Here is a 16,687-nt window from a genome sequence, read left to right as displayed (position 1 = left end):
CTAATTCACCACCCCCTTGTATTTTTGTATGTATAAGTAGAAGGCAAAAGAGTATAGTAAGTAGGCATGTTAGGGAAAGAATACCGTATAGGAATATTTCTAGACATATAGTTTGTATAGTTGTAACTATTTGGAAGCCCAGAAGAATACGTAGGAATACTAAAGTGATACCGATTAGCTGTATATGTCTCTGGATTCTTTGCTCTCCACCATGTGTCTAATTTCATCCCCTGTGAAGCCGCTGACTCACTCGCATTCTGGTACGAATTATATATAGACAAAGCCCCACCTGCTACCTGCCCTATGAGTGACCAGACAGACGGCATTTGTGGAGCCTGTGCTTTAATATTATTAATTTCATCAATAGCTTGTCTTTTCTCTGCTTCTTTGTTCAAGTCTATTTCATCAGATTGTCTTTCATAGTTGTCTTTAATGGAACTTTCAGTACGTAACACGTCGGCACTGGAAGCTCTCTGTAGTGCCCTGCCAGTTCTTGAATTACCGCTTGTCTCTTCATTTATAGCTGCGCGTACACTAGAAGTAAGTGCTAATGCCTGCTGTCTTGTCTTCATCAAACTATTCACAGCAGAATCAAAGGCATCAACACGCTGTAATTCATAGTTCTGGAATGCATACGCTAAATTTTTTCCTATGGCACTTGCTTGTTTAGACAAAGCTTTTGCTTGCTCTTTCGCCTGGTCTCTTTGAGCTTTCCATCCTGTATAAGCCTGAGTTAACATTAGGCCACCTTGAATAGCTCCCATTGCACCCATATTATATAACTCTCCTTTCCTTACAAATTCTTAAATCTTGTTGTGTAATTGGCTTCATAACCACCACCAATAATAGACAAAGGTAATGGTGATGAATTGATTACTTTTATAACGGCTTTAGTATTCAGTTTTCTAACCGGCACTCTGAATGTTCCGGTTAGCAATGCAATATTACCTAATCTATATGAACCAACTTTCTTATTTGTCAGTTTGTACCTATACTTATTGTCAACAGCGACTTCCATAAAACCCGTATCAGCATAGTCAAAAAATACGTGTCTCAACATCAACTTATAACTAGGAATAGTTACTGTACTTCCCTGACTGTTTTTCTGTTTCATATAAATAGTAGAAAGTGTCATTTCAAAATCATATGGAACACCTACTATTACTTTGCTTCCCATCTTTGTTACATCATTTTTGAGAATTTTATTGTCTTCATACACTATACCGTCATTCGTAACTATTGAGATATGAGTATTCGCATCTCCATACAATTTAGACACATCTATAATAATATATTGGTCATCCTCAGTGGCATTAGCAGTAGACAATGTTACTTCTATTTTTCTATCAAGCATCACACGGTATTTCTCTGTATCTTTAAAATCCTCAGTATTGTAACTCAAAGTCAGTTTCTCAAGATATATTGAATTGTCACTATATTTGATAGCGAGATACATAGTAGATCCCACAAAATCAGCACCAATTACTTCACCTGTAAATTTCCATTTAGACCATGAACTCTGTACCCTATTGCCGTTCATATACAAATACTTATATACATATATTATATGCTTGTCATTATCAGACATACAGAACAGTAAATTGTCATTAGAACTACCAATCATCCTGTAGACATCATTTGGGATATAATAAGGAACATGAGCTGTTACATCTTCTGCATCCTTTACATCTGTATAATATTGAGCTACCCGATATTCATTGACAGAAGCAAAATCCGCTCTCTTAGAGACAAAGTACACAGAATTACCCGCACCAACAGGAATAACATCTGTATCTGAAGTAAACTCTGTAATACTATCCAGCCTGGCATTTTTAGGAGATAGTGTACCGTCTGCCGTGAGTGCAAACTGTGTCTGGCCGGAGAATACGTATAAAGCACCTGAGAATGGAATAGCATTATACAGAACAGACACTTTGTTGTTAGGTGCGTTCGTATCTATCGTATCATCATCCTGTACATCCACTACACTCTGCATCCAGAAATTAAATAAATCTGAAGAAGAAGACAAAATGATATTCTCACCACTAAGGAATCCAAGACGATTTCTGTAGAAAAACAAATCATTGATAGTGCTACCAACAAATGATGGTTCTTCATTACTGCTCTCATCACCTGTTTTTCGTTCTGCCCAGTCTAAGGTTTTGAAAGTAAAGCTTCCATCTGAATTACGAATTAGAGCATGTGGCATCGTCTTTTTGTCTATTGTATTATCTATTCCTGTCTTCACCGACTCTACCCAAATGTTTCTACTGGAAGAATATTTTACATAGTAATCGTCATCAGCATTAGACTCACCTCTAATTAAGACAATGTAGCCATCTGGAGCAGAAGCAGGTAAGTTTGTGAATTTATTCGTATATGATGTAATTCCAATTAGTGCCAAGTTGTTGAATGAGTCAGATGTTTCTACCTTGCTAATATTACCTCTAACACGTAGCCAGGACGAACCTGTATCAACCGTATAACCTGCACTACGAATTTGTGTTGCTAGTTGGTCACGTATATAATCAGTAGCAATATTCTTTACATGAGCTGCTTGTGAACCATCAGGAGTTTCATAGGAAGCGACCTGCTTACCATCAATAGACACTTTGTACGTTCTACCATATTGCCCCTGTTTGACATTAATTAGACACCCCTGATTAGCCATAGTATCAGAAGTCTTAACGCCAGACATACGTACTTTCTTTGTCTTATTCAGAATAAATGTATAGTCAGCCACCGTAATAGCTTTCATTTGAGCATATGAATTGCCTGTGATACCAGACAAATAATCTGGGTCTTCTACAGTGACTTTTATTTCCTTGCCCGACAAATCAAATACTCTGATACTCTTTTTCGTCACATCTAAGATTACAATATATCTCTCAGTTTCATCTCTATTTATAATATGAACATATAGGTTATCATTTGTCTCAGTACCACTAAACAGTTTACTTATAGATATAGTAGGAGGTCTTTTCTGTAATCCCCCTGCTTCAGTACTGTAGCCATTAATTTGTTCCTCTAGCTGTTCAGCATGACGCAACATAGGTGACTGTTGAGACACACCTTCTATAAAGTTGTCTATTCTCTGGGTCATATTACTCATCGTGTTCCCACCTCAGATACAGAAGTATTATTAAAGACATTTACTTTCTGTGTGTCTAACTCGTATGTCATTACATCAGCATACGCTTTAGAAAGTTCAGAAGACAAAGAGTTTTCGAGTTCAGCATCCCCCAAGAAACGGGTAGAAAATGCTAAAGCCGCTTTTGTCGTTACATATTTTCTGAAAACCTCCGGTAGTTCATCGAAAGGAATAAGCACAATAACATTACTAAAAACTACAGATGTGGCAAATTTGTCTGTACTGTCTGTAATGTTATAAAGATATCCACCTCTATTTCTGTATTCAGTTGAGCCTAAACGTAAGAAATACGTATTCCACTTTATTTTTCCTGTGTTTGTATCTGGAAATAATGTAACCTCTGGAATAGTATTGAAGTCCCATCCTTCCTGTTGTATCTCCCGGCTTACAGATTCTATCATCTTCTGAGCCATTGTAGCATCTGCATTTTCTGAAACTTCTTCGATAGACAAAATTCCATCCTCACCTGTGGCTGTGATAATTTCATTAATTGCATCTAACTCAGTCAATGGTGTAAGTATCATATGTCTCACCTACCTTTCTTTACAGAGAAATAAATAGGGAGAGGAACCCTAAAAGTAAACCTCTCCCATCCATAAACAAACTTATACAGAAGCAGAAATAGTACCGATTGCGCAAGCTTCCGGACGCAAACCACCGTGTCCCATAGAATACTTACCAACTACCTGATCCGCCTGGTATTCGATACGACGGGCAGTTTCTACAGCAAGGTCTTTCAGTTTAACTGTACCAACAGCAGTATGATGAGCGGCGACAAATACGGTTTTGTCTTTATATGCAGACGGGAAATCGTGAGCAACACCAGACCGCAAGACATGTTCACCATCTGCTCCGCCAATAGTAAGATGAGGAACTTCAATGATATTGAATCCTGCGAGTTTGGTAATGTTCCCATCAACAATAGTACCAACAGCACCATAGTCACGGTTGATAGCATTCCACGAATTAATGAGAGCTGCTACCCCTTCTGGTTTCATATAGACATAGCGTTCATCATTGGGTACGTACTGATTAGAAAACTTAGCTTTCAGTTCGAGAAGCATCTGTACAATCATCTTACCTTCAGCTTCCGTAATACCAATGTCACCAGAAGCCAGCTTTTTCTCAATGATAATACCTTTACCAAGACCTGTAATGTTTTCAGTATTAGCAATAGCCAGTTTAGCAATTTCAGCAAGAATAGCACCATCGGCAGACAAAGCAAGTGCTTCACCCATCTGTTTGGAATATTCCTGTCGTACATCAAAGTGAGACATAGCTTCATAAATGTCAGTAATCAACTGGTCAGAAGTAAGCAAGCCATCAATACCAATAACTTTTTCGTTATGCGGAATGGCTTCTCGTACGTCATCCAAAGACTGGCCCGGTGCAAGATAGTGAGCAGTCGCCCGACCCATTACAGGGAAGCTTGCTGACTTGCCACTGGAAATAGTACGAACGATATGATTATTCACACTTTTAGAAGCTCTATCGAATGCAGAAATAACTTCACCACTGAATACTTTAAGAAAACCCTGCAAAGCATCAGACTGCCCCTGATTAAGACCGGGCTGAGAAATATTTGTTAAATTTGCCATATTAATTAATCAATCTCCTTTTGTTTAAAATAATTTAGAATTAATAACCTTTTGTTCAACTTCATGAGTATAGGCTTTGTCTTTACCGTACCGAGGGTCAGACATAGCTTTAATCATGTCCTGTCTAGAAGTGAATCCTGCGTTTCCGTTGCCTGCCCCAGAAGAACCACTTCCCATAATAGTACTTTTCTGTGTACCCTGAACTGCAATCATGGCAGACTGGATACCAGACAGCATCGTCTTAATTGCTAACACATTGCCACTATTCATCGTGTCATTCCACATTTTCTGATAGTCTGCATTCTGTATCTTTGCAAAATTCTGTAATTTAGTAAATTGTTCTGCACCACCTACACTTTCTACAACATGCATAGCAAGCCGTTCATACTCAGCTTCCATACCATTGATGTATGCATCTACTACGCTCTTAGGGTATCCGGCCTTTTCTAATGCTTCCAAGGATTCTTTGGACAGCTCACCATTATCTGTATATTCCTTTTCAAGAACATTCCAATCGACACCTTTGTTAGACAAATCATTTTTAAGATCTGTATTTGCCTGTGTCTGAGCATCAATACGTTGCTGTACATTCGCATCTACATCCTGCCCAGTAGGTTCATTCGTCTGCTCCTCATTCGTAGTAGTCGTAGATTCATGAGTATCCCCTTGTGCTTCAATAGTAATATTCTGATTTGTCTTAATTTCTACATCATTGTTTTCCACTGCGGGAGTAGTTTCTACATTAGTTAATTCATCAGCCATTAGTTTCATCACCACCTTCCTTTACTGCTTGCATTGCCACTTCTTGCCCCATAGCCATTTGCTGTTCTTCCTCTATCTGTTGCTGTGTCTTAATCAAACCTTCTGTCTCTACACCAACACCAGTAAATAAGTTAAGAAGCATGACATTCCAGTTAATCATTTCCTGCGCTCCTGGTATCTGTGAAATAAGATTCAATACAGTAGCATATTTTTCAAGATCATGCCCTCTTCCCAGTGCTTCAAGACCAGTAGTAATAGTAGGCTCTACTGTCCCTTCTGGTAAATTCGGAACTTCACCTGTACTCTGTAACTGATTAAGGATACGCCGTACCAACGGCAATTGAAGCTCTTGAGACAAAATAGAATAAACTCCACCGAGAGTATCTTCAAGTTCAGACGCTACTGTTCGAACTTCTTCAGCGGTAACTCGTTCAGCATTCCGCTGTACTACAGAAGACAAAAGGAACGCAAAAGATAACCGATTTTCTATAGCATCGGCCTGCGCCTTTGTCATATTGAAGTCATAATATTTGTCCAACTGAAGAACTTCCACATCTTCCTTACGACCTGCAACAAAATCACCACTGGTAGCATTTTCCAATTTCTTAACCCTTGTTACACCGTTGGGATTTACAAGGAAGTAGATATTAGCTGCTATAGTTGACAGTTTGAACATGGCTTTAGACAAATTTTCCAAAGAGTTTAAATCACCTAAGTATTCTTCACAGAAGGACCTGCCATAAGATTCACCATCCATCTTAACCATACGAATAGGAATATAAGGTGTCTTAGCTATGGGATAAGTCTGTTCACTTCCTTGAATTACCTGTTCATCCACCTCTTGATAAGACAAATAGTTATCACCACTTCTGCACACATGTGTATATACATTTATAAGGTCTTCTGGTTTCTTGTCTGTCTTAATAAGGTTTTGTATGGTTTCATCAAGTGTTGCATACGCTACTCTATCTAATGTAACAATCTGCACGACATTGCCCAATCCATCTCTTTGTATTACATAGTCCATCAGTTTGTACAGTTTGATACCGCCCTCAGCAGGTGGAAGAAACAGCAAGGCATTTCCGGCAACAATCAGCTGTTTAATACTTTCCAGGACCGTAACACGTATCTGATTAGACTCTATGTACTTCATCACTCTGTTCTCAATCATCATCAGAGCCTGTTCAACCTGCGCTTTTGTGTCTTCCTGCCCATTATTCATATACTCAGCTAATACTTCATCAGACATACCTAATCTGAAGAAAGGCGAGTTCGGCGGCATGAGTGCAAGAATCAACTTAGACGCAAGGTTATTGACACCTCTTGCTCCTACCGATTGATATGGTGTCTCATATTTCGTAGATTTATCATCATTTTCTTTAGGGAACAATGCAGGAATAGTGACCTTTGCACAATCAACAGCACGATCAACATAAGGCTGTCTGTCCGACTTTAATCGTTCATATGTCTTCTTTGCTCCCTGCTCCTGCATTTCCTGTGTCGTAATATCCGCCATATCTTAGATATTCAGCCCTGTGTAACCACCACTGTTGCCGCCAGAACCGTTGTCTTTAGATATGAGAAGCCCTGCTTTACCTTTTTTCTTCTTCTTGCCATTGGAATCTAATGTGGTATTTTCAGTTCCTAATACAGGTGCTTCTGGAGCCTGAGCCTGCGTACTCGCCTGTATCTGTGCTCCTGTAACTTCCGGTGTCTGTACCTTTACAGTCTGTGAACCGCCACCACCAACACCAAGAACCTTCCCAACAACTTTAAATGGTGCAGACACTACCTTCTTCAGTGCCCTACCAATTCCACCACTCATACGTAAATCATTCTCCTTTCCCATCAATACTGTTTTCTAAATAATTAATAAGGGAACATATACCGTCCATAAAACCTAACTGATACTCAGCAGTAAACTTTTTATTAGCGTTAAGGAAATAGTTAGGTGTAAATGTCTCCCGTAAATTTGCGATTAATTGTGCAGACACTAGATACCGTAATTCTTCATTCAACAGCATCACAATCCTTTCTAAGACAAACGTAAGTGGGGTACTCCTCAGAATACCCCTTAACCTTTTTATAGCTATTGTTAGAACCCAGAAACGCCCCTGCAAACACTAAGTCACATTGATTTTCCTTGCACAAATCTTTTAAAAACTGAGCCGCCACTCTGCCGAACCCTGCATAATCATCAGACATGCTCAGGACAAAGACTTCTTCCACAGCCTTAACCATATATCCCCACCAGACAAAATCCGGATTGATATTAAAGGCCACTACACCAACAAGGGTGTCTTTGTAATAAAAATAGGCAAGTTGACCATACCTGTTCAGTTCAGTAACCATTTTGAATACTCTGTCTTTGTCCGCGAGTGGCTCGATTACCTTGTGTCCTTTCCGTAACTCCCATAAACGTTCGTAAACACTATAGACAAGTTCGGTATCCTGACTACCATAGGAAACTACGAATCGGGTTCCCAGAGCTTTATACTCCCTGTTTTCCAATCATAATCACCTGCCTTGTGCAAGATATATGCTAACCTTGCGTTTTTCAGTGCTTCCTGTTCATTTCCTTGATATGCTTTTACCACCGTTTCCCATGTGTACCCCAGTTCATCTAGAATGCGTTTTGCTTTCACTTCACCAAATCCCGGAGCACCTTTGTAATTATCTGTTGAATCCCCTAAAATAGTTTGATATAGATGAAATTTGGCTGCATCCTCATCTGTTGTCTGGAAATATTTGTCTCTCATGAAATCATAGAATTTACCCGGTATAGAGCGAAAATCTTTGTCTCCCGAAATAAGAATGTAATCACCGTCAACTTCACGTGTCAAAAGACCTGCACAGTCATCCGCTTCTAGATGTGGTTCCATGTAGCTAATATAGTTATCACGAATCCATTCACGCATCGGATTGAAACACACAGGTCTACGCTTGCTCCTCCTATTCGCTTTATAGTCAGCAAAAACTTCTACATTACGGAAATTATCATGTTCTTTATCAGTAAGACACATGAACAGCTTATAGTCTCCATCATATTTATAATGATTTAATACTTTTTCCGTAAGATCAGTAACAAAGTTATCATAATAGACACATGCTTCTCTCATATCACAGTGCAAGGTCCAGATATCATTGCTCCAATGAACAGCTTTTTCACATTCCAGGAGAGAGATAAAAAGTAACATGTCAGCATCAAAAATAAGATTCATCATGAGAACGAACAACTCTTTTCAGTGCATCTATCGCAATTCATAAAATCTCTATCAAAAATCTCTGGTGCTGACTTTGCTAACAGTTTCTGAATCTGTTCTGCCATTTGTCTATGTTCCTTCTGTGCTCTCTTGCACATCCGCTTAGGCAAATACTCATACCATGCCCTGAAGTTTCCTGTAATAAGTAATTTATATTCAGCGGCTTTAGGCAGTAAGTAAGCAGCATCTTCTTTATTCTTACAACCATCTTCTACAGCATACTTATAATCAGCCATATGCTCTATCAGCAGACTATCTAAAAACTCAATGCCAGTCTTGTGAAAGTGTGTAAGTTCGCATCCCCTAGAACTCTGTACTGTAAAGGAAAAATGTCTGTGTCTGGTCAGTTGTAGCAACACAGAAATAGAGCACTGAATCTCAAACGTTGCTGAACAATGTTCAAGTACAGACAAATGCCCTGCTTGAATAGCTTTCTTTACCGTCTTTTCTCCTACAGGGCGCTGATAGCATTCTCCCATAGCTCGCTGAATTAACTGAATATAGTTAGGCGTAATAGCAATTAGTTCTACTTTAGGCAACGCGCATACCCCCTTTTATTTTATTTCTCTCTGTATATTGATATAACCTCGATATCCTCAGCAAACGGATGTATTACATCTTCTATTTTGTCATATGCTTCTTCTTCTGAATCAGCTTCAATGAGAACATACTCATCTAATTTATATTTCACATGAGCACAATATTTCATTATCCTTTATCTCCTACAGCATTCAGTTCAGCTAATTTTAAGATATTTTCATATCGAGCCATTATTTTGTCTTTGTTCTCTTTTGCTACCTTTTCTGTGCGGAAGCAATTACCCATGGCCTTGTTGAAGGCATCACTAAATATACCCCCATAATAAACACTGCTATACACCGTTCCTGAAGTAGGTAAGATTGAGTAATATTCTTCCCCATCTTTAGGAATGAAAGGGAGCCTTTCTGCCAATCGCTTCATAGCTAACTGTAATCCCACTTCGATATTAAAAGCATCATCAGGATGGCATTTTGAAATCCCTGTCTTCCCACTGTTGTCCTTCACTACGATTTCTCCATCTTTGCGAATAGACACATGTGTAAGGCATGTCCCCTCAGGTAAAAACTCTTTCTCATACTTAGCAATAACAGTCTCAACATAAGATTGAAACTCTTTACTATCTATTAGATCTATGTCAAACTTAGGTGGCTTTTTGGTAAGCTGAATGCTATTATAGGGTTTTAAAGTTTTTAAATCAAACGTTGGATTCTCACTGTCATCAAAAAACCACAATTTAAAAAATTTGTCATCCGATACAACCAGTACACTTTTATCCTGCGTGTCGATAATGGTAATTGTCCCTTTCATTTTAGTACTTCCATTCCAAATTACTTCCATACCAATCTTTGCTTCTTCAAATTTCATAATAGTCCTGTCTCCTTCTCATCAATGACATTCGTACCAATTGTGCCCTATGATACCTTCCGTATCTAACTGACACTTAAAGTTATAGTATTTTTGTGTATCCCTCATAGCTTCCTGTGCTTCCCTTACTACAATCTTAGCAATGTCTTTATTACGACACGCTATCTGTTGTTCATCGTGCACCCATGCCATGAGCTGAAAATCTTTACCATGGTCTAATCCCAGGTTCAATAAGCGTTCTTCAGTTCGTACAATCCAGTATTTACAGACAATAGCACCTGCTGACTGTAATAGTAGATTAAGGGCACTATGGATAGACCGAGTATAAAGCAATCGACCATCAAGTCCCTTCAAATATCGTGTTTTCCATTTCCTTTGTCTGAGTCCTACATCATATTCAGACAAAAGATTTTTTACATAACTCTGTAATTTCTTTATAGCAGGAGTTTCCTTTAAGAACTTCTTCCGTAGTTCTGCTCCATGCTCTGCTGTACCACCTACAATCTGTCCAATCTTTGCATCACCTGCCCCATATAAAAAACCATATATAAACGTCTTCGCCATATTTCTCTCTGGCAATCCTGCGGCTATCTGGTTTTTCGTATGAATATCACCATTGACGCATTCGTTAGCATATTCACCATTGTCAAAAGGATACATGTAGTGAGATAGACACCGTAGTTCCAGTCCACACGCATCTATACCGACCTGATACCATCCTTCGGGTACGGTAAACAGTTCTCTGCACTCCTTACCATACTCTGTGCCAACATGTGGTACTTGAGCAATATTAGGTTTACGGTGTGTGGCTCTGCCTGTAATAGCTCCATTAGGATTAACATGTCCGTGTATTTTCCCATCTTCACTTACGAGTTTCAGCCAACCGTTTTTCCCATCAATCAGTTGTCCTAGTCGCTTAGTCAATAAGAAGTTTTCTTGAAATAGCTCAGCAAGTTTACGAACTTCTTCTGGTGCTTCTGTGTCTTTTACTATTAATTTAAAGGTTTCTTCATTCAGCTGTATCTTCCCGTCCTCAGTATGCATATCCGGATTACTGAAAGGATATTTGTAGTAATCTTTCATGATCCATAGAACCTGCTGTCTGCTATTAGGATTGAATTCTTTATATCGCTGAATAGGAATGCCTGCTTTATATCCCTTGCTTTTGTTATCTCTTTTAGGGATGAAAACTTTGTCGGGTATACGTGGAACCATATGGGCTAACTGATTCAGTACTTCAATCTGTTTATTCTGTAATGTAGACATAAGCTCTATCGCCTTTTCTTTATCGAACGTAAATCCATTGTTCTCCATCCTTACCATCAACCACTGAGCCTTATGTTCCAAAGACAAAGCCTGTTCCGTAGTAGTTTTCTTACTGCATTTCTTATACAAAGCTTCTGTTACAACAACGTCTTGTTCGTTATAGTCCAACATTTCTGGAGTGAAAATTGCCCAGGCATCTTCTGTCTCACAGTAAGTACCTTTAAGTACTCCCAAACGATATCCATATGCTTTTAGAGAGTGTGAACCATACAAGCGTTTTGGTAAGACACCTATTCTTGTCAGTTTGTTATCAATATAGTTGACTTCAGAAAACACCAGACGAGCGTAGACAAGAGTATCAATAACTTTGTCTTTACAAACAGTGAACCATGGGTATAGCTTCTTAATGGCAGGTAAGTCGAATGCGATTACATTGTGACCACATATCGTTTCACCTGCCACCATCAGCTTTTTTATACCGTCTTCTATGTTTTCTGGAGTATACCGATACATCGTGTCTGTAGAAGTGTCTTTAATACACATGCAATGGATTTTAGTTAAATCTTCTAATAGTCCATCCGTTTCAATATCAAAAAACAACATATCCTACAACCTCCATCACATATACAGCTTTACATCCTCAATCTTCTCTTTAATTTTGTCTTCTGCACGTTTAGTTTCTTCTCTTAGTTTAATCAGAGAGTAATTCAGTTTTTCCATAATCTGCTGACCATACTGAACACGCCGCACCTGGCACTTATAGGCCTGTTTCCGGTAAAACTCTTCCAATCGCATCAGAAATTTTAATAGAATCATTAGGTCCTCCTTTCTTAAGTATAATGTCGTTTAAAAGCTTCCTTCTGACGTGCTGTGGAAAAACTATCAATACGTTTGAGATAGCCAATGACACGAGTGGCATAACCAACATTGGTACTTCCACATTTCGTGCACTGCCTTTCCGTGTTCACATCGATATATCCACAATCGTCACAAATTGTCATTAAGCAGTTAAATGTCCAGTAATTAACGCCCTTCTTACCTGCAAGACACATTAGTTGATACGCCTGTTTCTCAGTCAATAACTGCGCCAAATTAAGATGACAAGCTGCTCCCCCGTCAAGAAACGCTGTAGTACGTGAACCATGCATATCAAGTTTGTCTATAATGCTGTACTCACTGCTCTCTACAGGAAAGAAATAGGAATTATAGCAGTCTCTAGGAACCACTAAGCCATCTTCTTTGTCCCACTTCGCATTCTTCACACCTAAATTTTCGGCAGGGACAAACTCCGTATTATATTTAACTTTGTATCTTTGGCCATCCTCTTTATTCAACAAGTAGATAGTCTTCAATGTATCTCTATAGAAATCTATGTCTGGTTTACCATGCAGAAACTCAGAAGCTTCCAACATGCCATTGATACCAACGGTAAGAAACTGCTTGTCCAGATTAATAAACCCAGCTGTATACGCGGGCAACAAACCACTATTCATGTAGTCTTCAATCACTGCCCTGTGCGCCAAAAGGTACTTATGAACACGTTTTACAATGTCAGATACAGTATGGTCTTTCTGTTGTACGAGTCTGTTCATGTTCAGTGTAATAACCTGTATGGAACCTGTAGATACCCCGCCTGCTCCCAGTGTATAGCTAAACGTATTGTCAGACAGTTCGTTGCGCAATCGACAACAGGAAGCAAGTGAGTCAACACTTTGTGATTCATAGACAAAGAAGCTCAGACCTTTGGACATTTTCTCAGCACACATCTCTGCAAATTCTGTGTCTACAGGAACTCCCTCATCGTCGATAAGCATAGAAGCTGTTAAAACGGGATATGTCAGTAGCTCTTTCTCCCTCTCTTTCCTAAACCACTCCATAAAAAGCTCCTGCAAATCATGGAATGAGCCATAATACATAGCCTTTGAACCATCCGGGAAATGAAATGTACCAAATAGGTGCTCAAAATAATGCTTGTCTAATACAGAGATATTCCAGAACACGCTCTGATTTCCCCGCGCACTAGCAGGCTGATTCAAGGCATATACGACACCCTGTAGGGCCTGCTCTACCTCTTTCTTGTTAGTAGTTATGTAAGCACTGCCATATGTCTTTCTCGCAAAATAATCAAAATATAGCAGAAATTCGACAGTAGCCACAGCACCTGCAAAACCAGACGCTACCTGATAGACAAGATTAATGAATGATCCACAAAAACTATGCAGGTTCTTTGGTGCTTTGCTTGTCCCACCCAGAGGTTTAGTACCATTTAGCAGGAAAGGAAACAAGGTAATAGAAGCACAGTAGGGACGCAAGGACGTTTCATCATGGATATAAATAAAGTGACTTTCTATGTCCTTGATATACTGTGCTCCTAGTCCAGGAAACATGCTGTCTAACTTTTGCTTCACAATCTCTCTATTAATCTGAATCGTCTCTGGCTTATACAGTTCCGCTTCCAGAATGCCTATGTTTTTTGTGTCTACATTAGCATTACTATCAACTAATGAACCATCAGCACTATTGGACGCTTGTGAATACTTCTTAATATAATCAATCTTCCCCTGTATCTGATCAGGAGTTAAGTTCAAAATCATTTACCTCTATTAAGACTCCTTTCTACAAAATCTACAACATCATTGATGTATAGCATGGAATCTTTTTTGTCTCTATACACACCGTCAACATCAAGATGATATGCTTCAATATATGGATATACTATACCCTCATTTGCACTTTCATCACATTTCATATTGAAATATAACTTGGGATATCTCTTTACCAATGATGGATATAAAGACAAAATAGCATCACAGTATGCACAACCTTTAATAACATGTAATGTGAACGTCATTGTTACCACCTATAAGAATTTATAATTTTGTACTTCAAAAAACAGCTGATTGGTAGCTGGAGAATCTAATCCACCGTAATCCTCTTTATAGCAGCCTACTTTAATCCATCGGCAATATTGAGACGCAACGAATAAATCATTAGCATCCCAAGCTCCCATGTAGATACCAACATCCATAAATTCAGACACAGGCTTCAACACTTTGTCTGCAAATTCTTCAAAATCCATGCCATTCCGATTACCACCCATGAACACAATAGCTGTTACATCATCTTTGTATTTCTTGACAATAGACAAAATTTCATCTACCGTTTTCATCGGTGTATTCAAATGTGTATCCCACAGAAAATCACTATGACAACCTTTACAATGGCACTCACAATTCCCAATGTTAAAATACAGAGTGATTTCATCTGGAATTTCTGTTAATGTAATCCCATAATCATGAACAGGGACCTTAAAACTCTGCTTCATCATCATTATTATTCTCCCTCTTTCCTTTTACTTCTAATCTATCTGTCTTCTTACTGTACTCTAGGTATCCGGCTATTCCAGTATCGCCACTGAACCGATTCTTAAGAACCCGTATTTTTATGGTGTTTTTCGTATGTTCATCCTCATCCTGTTGGTTTCTCTCCAAGCCAATAACTATGTCTGATAACTGAGAAATTGCATGAGAACCTCTTAACTGAGACAAAGACGTTATTCCGCCTTCCTCATGAGATTGTTGCGATGTATCTGGTCGCCTTAAGTGACTGATAACCAACATACCTACACCAGTTTCTTCTACTATGCTCCTCATTTGTGTCATAAGATAGTCTATGAGTTTCCGCTCATTATCTCCTTCAAGCCCCGAAACAGCTATAGACACATGATCTAAAACTATGAAATCACACTCTTCTGAGATAGCCAGGTATCGTATTTTGTTGAGTAAGTTGTCACCATCGAGTGAACCAAAATGATTGTATAAGACATAGTGACCTGTACCCAGTGTCTCATCGAATGCTTTATGATATTCTTCTTCCGATATTGCATGTCTATTTAAGTGCAATCTATTACCTGTATGGATAGACATAAGGCCGATTGCTGTACGCTTAATATTTTCTTCTAGCATCATACAGCCTATCTTTCTGCCCTGATTGACACCTAATTCATACATAAGTTGTCTGACAAATGTAGTTTTACCTACGCCTGTCCCTGCGGTAATCACTACCAGTTCGCCTTTTCGCATACCGAGTGTCATGTCATTTAATGGAATATCCCAAGGATAACTGTACCCTTTTGTGTCTTCCTCACTATCTACAATATCCCATAGTTCAGCACCATTAACTATTCCATCCGGCCTGTATGGTTTCGCATTCCATATAGCATTTATCACAGCTTGACCTTTGTCATTTAACAGACATTCGTTAGGATCTTTCATAGGTAAATTAGCTACCTTAATGCCTTTGAGAAGGCCTGCACATTCTTTTACGGCCTTTCTCCCCGGCTCATCCATATCGAACATCAGAATGATTTCATCGAACTGTGAAAGCCACTCCATGTTATGCGTTATCACTTTTTTAGCAGACACAACACCTGTTGGGATAGACACAACTGGATACTTATTTCCCTGCAGCTGTGAGACAGTAAGACAGTCAATTTCACCTTCAGTGATAACTAACTTTCCCCTGCCAGAGAACAGCTCCTGTCCGAAAAACCTTTTAGAAATCTTTCCGATTGTCTCAAACGTCTTATCTGGATAGCGTACTTTCTGACCTATCAGCTCCCCTGTGTCGTCATAATAGCAAGCTACGTGAACAGGTTTCCCGTTGTGATATCCTGTGTAATAATGATATTTCTCACATGTGTTTGTCATAATACCGCGCTTTTTTAGTGGTGAGAAAGACAAAGAGTTTATGTCAATCAATTTACTTTCACGCGCTAAAGTATTCCTGACTGTCTGACATGAGAAACAATATGTGTGCCCATCTGAATACTCTGTTAATGCATCATGAGAACCACAATCCGGACACGGTAAATGCGTTTTAATAGGAACATTATCATTCATAATAGTTTTCTTCAGGTATATCTGGATATTTTACATTGATATCATTTAGAACATCCTCCAGAGATAACCGCTGTACTCTAGTCATTAAATCTCTACTAATGGAATCAACTAAGATGTGCACTCCAAACTCATTGTCTGCCAGTTCATACCCTGCAACCGCTTCCAGATTTCTAATATGATGAATCGTACCATCCTTAGTAATAATCATGTGATATGGAGCAGTAAAGTCACCCTTAGTTCTCCTAATCTCCTTAAGCAGTCCAGGGACAGACAGACCATTTAAATCATGCCAATAGACACGTACAAATTCTGTGTCTTCTCTGTCTCTAAACTTTAACAATA

General features: G+C 38.9%; 18 protein-coding genes. All 18 read right to left on the bottom strand.

All coding sequences use genetic code 11. The features are described 5' to 3' along the window. Nucleotides 1–5 precede the first annotated feature (5 nt). Nucleotides 6–773 (bottom strand): hypothetical protein, encoded by a 768-nt coding sequence (locus DW949_RS02620; protein ID WP_118021733.1) that lies wholly within the window; start codon nucleotides 771–773, stop codon nucleotides 6–8. Between the two features lie 20 nt (nucleotides 774–793). Beyond that, on the bottom strand, nucleotides 794–3,112 hold the full coding sequence (locus tag DW949_RS02615; protein ID WP_118021732.1) for a hypothetical protein: 2,319 nt from the start codon (nucleotides 3,110–3,112) through the stop codon (nucleotides 794–796). Next, nucleotides 3,109–3,675, bottom strand: a complete 567-nt coding sequence (locus DW949_RS02610; protein WP_118021731.1) for a hypothetical protein — start codon at nucleotides 3,673–3,675, stop codon at nucleotides 3,109–3,111. Before DW949_RS02610 ends, DW949_RS02615 begins: the two co-directional genes overlap by 4 nt. Before the next feature lie 81 nt (nucleotides 3,676–3,756). Further along, nucleotides 3,757–4,749, bottom strand: coding sequence for a phage capsid protein (locus tag DW949_RS02605; protein ID WP_118021730.1), 993 nt, complete (start codon nucleotides 4,747–4,749; stop codon nucleotides 3,757–3,759). Between the two features lie 24 nt (nucleotides 4,750–4,773). Beyond that, nucleotides 4,774–5,511 (bottom strand): hypothetical protein, encoded by a 738-nt coding sequence (locus DW949_RS02600; RefSeq protein ID WP_158570618.1) that lies wholly within the window; start codon nucleotides 5,509–5,511, stop codon nucleotides 4,774–4,776. After that, nucleotides 5,504–7,027, bottom strand: a complete 1,524-nt coding sequence (locus DW949_RS02595) for a portal protein (protein ID WP_233539466.1) — start codon at nucleotides 7,025–7,027, stop codon at nucleotides 5,504–5,506. The genes DW949_RS02600 and DW949_RS02595 overlap by 8 nt, the downstream gene beginning before the upstream one ends. Nucleotides 7,028–7,030: 3 nt before the next feature. Further along, nucleotides 7,031–7,336: a hypothetical protein gene (locus tag DW949_RS02590; protein WP_118021728.1), complete on the bottom strand. Its 306-nt coding sequence runs from the start codon at nucleotides 7,334–7,336 to the stop codon at nucleotides 7,031–7,033. 185 nt (nucleotides 7,337–7,521) lie between these two features. Beyond that, nucleotides 7,522–7,863 (bottom strand): hypothetical protein, encoded by a 342-nt coding sequence (locus tag DW949_RS02580; RefSeq protein ID WP_147349041.1) that lies wholly within the window; start codon nucleotides 7,861–7,863, stop codon nucleotides 7,522–7,524. A 116-nt stretch (nucleotides 7,864–7,979) separates the two neighbouring features. Next, nucleotides 7,980–8,735, bottom strand: coding sequence for a hypothetical protein (locus tag DW949_RS02575; protein WP_118021725.1), 756 nt, complete (start codon nucleotides 8,733–8,735; stop codon nucleotides 7,980–7,982). Then, nucleotides 8,732–9,313, bottom strand: a complete 582-nt coding sequence (locus tag DW949_RS02570) for an FAD-dependent thymidylate synthase (protein WP_118021724.1) — start codon at nucleotides 9,311–9,313, stop codon at nucleotides 8,732–8,734. The genes DW949_RS02575 and DW949_RS02570 overlap by 4 nt, the downstream gene beginning before the upstream one ends. Before the next feature lie 20 nt (nucleotides 9,314–9,333). Next, complete coding sequence (locus DW949_RS13605; protein ID WP_158570617.1) at nucleotides 9,334–9,483, bottom strand: hypothetical protein; 150 nt, start codon at nucleotides 9,481–9,483, stop codon at nucleotides 9,334–9,336. After that, complete coding sequence (locus DW949_RS02565; protein ID WP_118021723.1) at nucleotides 9,483–10,178, bottom strand: hypothetical protein; 696 nt, start codon at nucleotides 10,176–10,178, stop codon at nucleotides 9,483–9,485. The genes DW949_RS13605 and DW949_RS02565 overlap by 1 nt, the downstream gene beginning before the upstream one ends. A gap of 21 nt (nucleotides 10,179–10,199) precedes the next feature. Beyond that, entirely contained in the window at nucleotides 10,200–12,047 is a 1,848-nt protein-coding gene (locus tag DW949_RS02560) for a DNA polymerase (RefSeq protein WP_118021722.1), read from the bottom strand. A 15-nt stretch (nucleotides 12,048–12,062) separates the two neighbouring features. Next, on the bottom strand, nucleotides 12,063–12,260 hold the full coding sequence (locus tag DW949_RS02555; RefSeq protein ID WP_118021721.1) for a hypothetical protein: 198 nt from the start codon (nucleotides 12,258–12,260) through the stop codon (nucleotides 12,063–12,065). A gap of 14 nt (nucleotides 12,261–12,274) precedes the next feature. Next, on the bottom strand, nucleotides 12,275–14,038 hold the full coding sequence (gene nrdD / locus DW949_RS02550; RefSeq protein ID WP_118021720.1) for an anaerobic ribonucleoside-triphosphate reductase: 1,764 nt from the start codon (nucleotides 14,036–14,038) through the stop codon (nucleotides 12,275–12,277). Between the two features lie 266 nt (nucleotides 14,039–14,304). Continuing rightward, nucleotides 14,305–14,775 carry a 4Fe-4S cluster-binding domain-containing protein gene (locus DW949_RS02540; RefSeq protein WP_118021718.1) on the bottom strand — a complete coding sequence of 157 codons (471 nt, stop codon included), beginning with the start codon at nucleotides 14,773–14,775 and terminating at the stop codon, nucleotides 14,305–14,307. Continuing rightward, a complete protein-coding gene (locus tag DW949_RS02535; protein ID WP_118021717.1) occupies nucleotides 14,753–16,345 on the bottom strand; it encodes a DnaB-like helicase C-terminal domain-containing protein in 1,593 nt (530 codons plus the stop codon). The genes DW949_RS02540 and DW949_RS02535 overlap by 23 nt, the downstream gene beginning before the upstream one ends. Then, on the bottom strand, nucleotides 16,338–16,685 hold the full coding sequence (locus DW949_RS02530) for a hypothetical protein (protein WP_118021716.1): 348 nt from the start codon (nucleotides 16,683–16,685) through the stop codon (nucleotides 16,338–16,340). Before DW949_RS02530 ends, DW949_RS02535 begins: the two co-directional genes overlap by 8 nt. Between the last annotated feature and the right edge of the window lie 2 nt (nucleotides 16,686–16,687).

It is taken from the genome of Megasphaera sp. AM44-1BH (assembly GCF_003467125.1).
Classification (GTDB): Bacteria; Bacillota; Negativicutes; order Veillonellales; family Megasphaeraceae; genus Megasphaera.
This window is presented reverse-complemented; position numbering and strand designations above follow the sequence as displayed.

Coding starts and splice junctions, on each gene's coding strand:
- DW949_RS02620 (WP_118021733.1), bottom strand. CDS start 773: ATGGGTGCAATGGGAGCTATTCAAGGTGGCCTAATGTTAACTCAGGCT.
- DW949_RS02615 (WP_118021732.1), bottom strand. CDS start 3,112: ATGAGTAATATGACCCAGAGAATAGACAACTTTATAGAAGGTGTGTCT.
- DW949_RS02610 (WP_118021731.1), bottom strand. CDS start 3,675: ATGATACTTACACCATTGACTGAGTTAGATGCAATTAATGAAATTATC.
- DW949_RS02605 (WP_118021730.1), bottom strand. CDS start 4,749: ATGGCAAATTTAACAAATATTTCTCAGCCCGGTCTTAATCAGGGGCAG.
- DW949_RS02600 (WP_158570618.1), bottom strand. CDS start 5,511: ATGGCTGATGAATTAACTAATGTAGAAACTACTCCCGCAGTGGAAAAC.
- DW949_RS02595 (WP_233539466.1), bottom strand. CDS start 7,027: ATGGCGGATATTACGACACAGGAAATGCAGGAGCAGGGAGCAAAGAAG.
- DW949_RS02590 (WP_118021728.1), bottom strand. CDS start 7,336: ATGAGTGGTGGAATTGGTAGGGCACTGAAGAAGGTAGTGTCTGCACCA.
- DW949_RS02580 (WP_147349041.1), bottom strand. CDS start 7,863: ATGGTTACTGAACTGAACAGGTATGGTCAACTTGCCTATTTTTATTAC.
- DW949_RS02575 (WP_118021725.1), bottom strand. CDS start 8,735: ATGATGAATCTTATTTTTGATGCTGACATGTTACTTTTTATCTCTCTC.
- DW949_RS13605 (WP_158570617.1), bottom strand. CDS start 9,483: ATGAAATATTGTGCTCATGTGAAATATAAATTAGATGAGTATGTTCTC.
- DW949_RS02565 (WP_118021723.1), bottom strand. CDS start 10,178: ATGAAATTTGAAGAAGCAAAGATTGGTATGGAAGTAATTTGGAATGGA.
- DW949_RS02560 (WP_118021722.1), bottom strand. CDS start 12,047: ATGTTGTTTTTTGATATTGAAACGGATGGACTATTAGAAGATTTAACT.
- DW949_RS02555 (WP_118021721.1), bottom strand. CDS start 12,260: ATGATTCTATTAAAATTTCTGATGCGATTGGAAGAGTTTTACCGGAAA.
- nrdD (WP_118021720.1), bottom strand. CDS start 14,038: ATGATTTTGAACTTAACTCCTGATCAGATACAGGGGAAGATTGATTAT.
- DW949_RS02540 (WP_118021718.1), bottom strand. CDS start 14,775: ATGATGATGAAGCAGAGTTTTAAGGTCCCTGTTCATGATTATGGGATT.
- DW949_RS02535 (WP_118021717.1), bottom strand. CDS start 16,345: ATGAATGATAATGTTCCTATTAAAACGCATTTACCGTGTCCGGATTGT.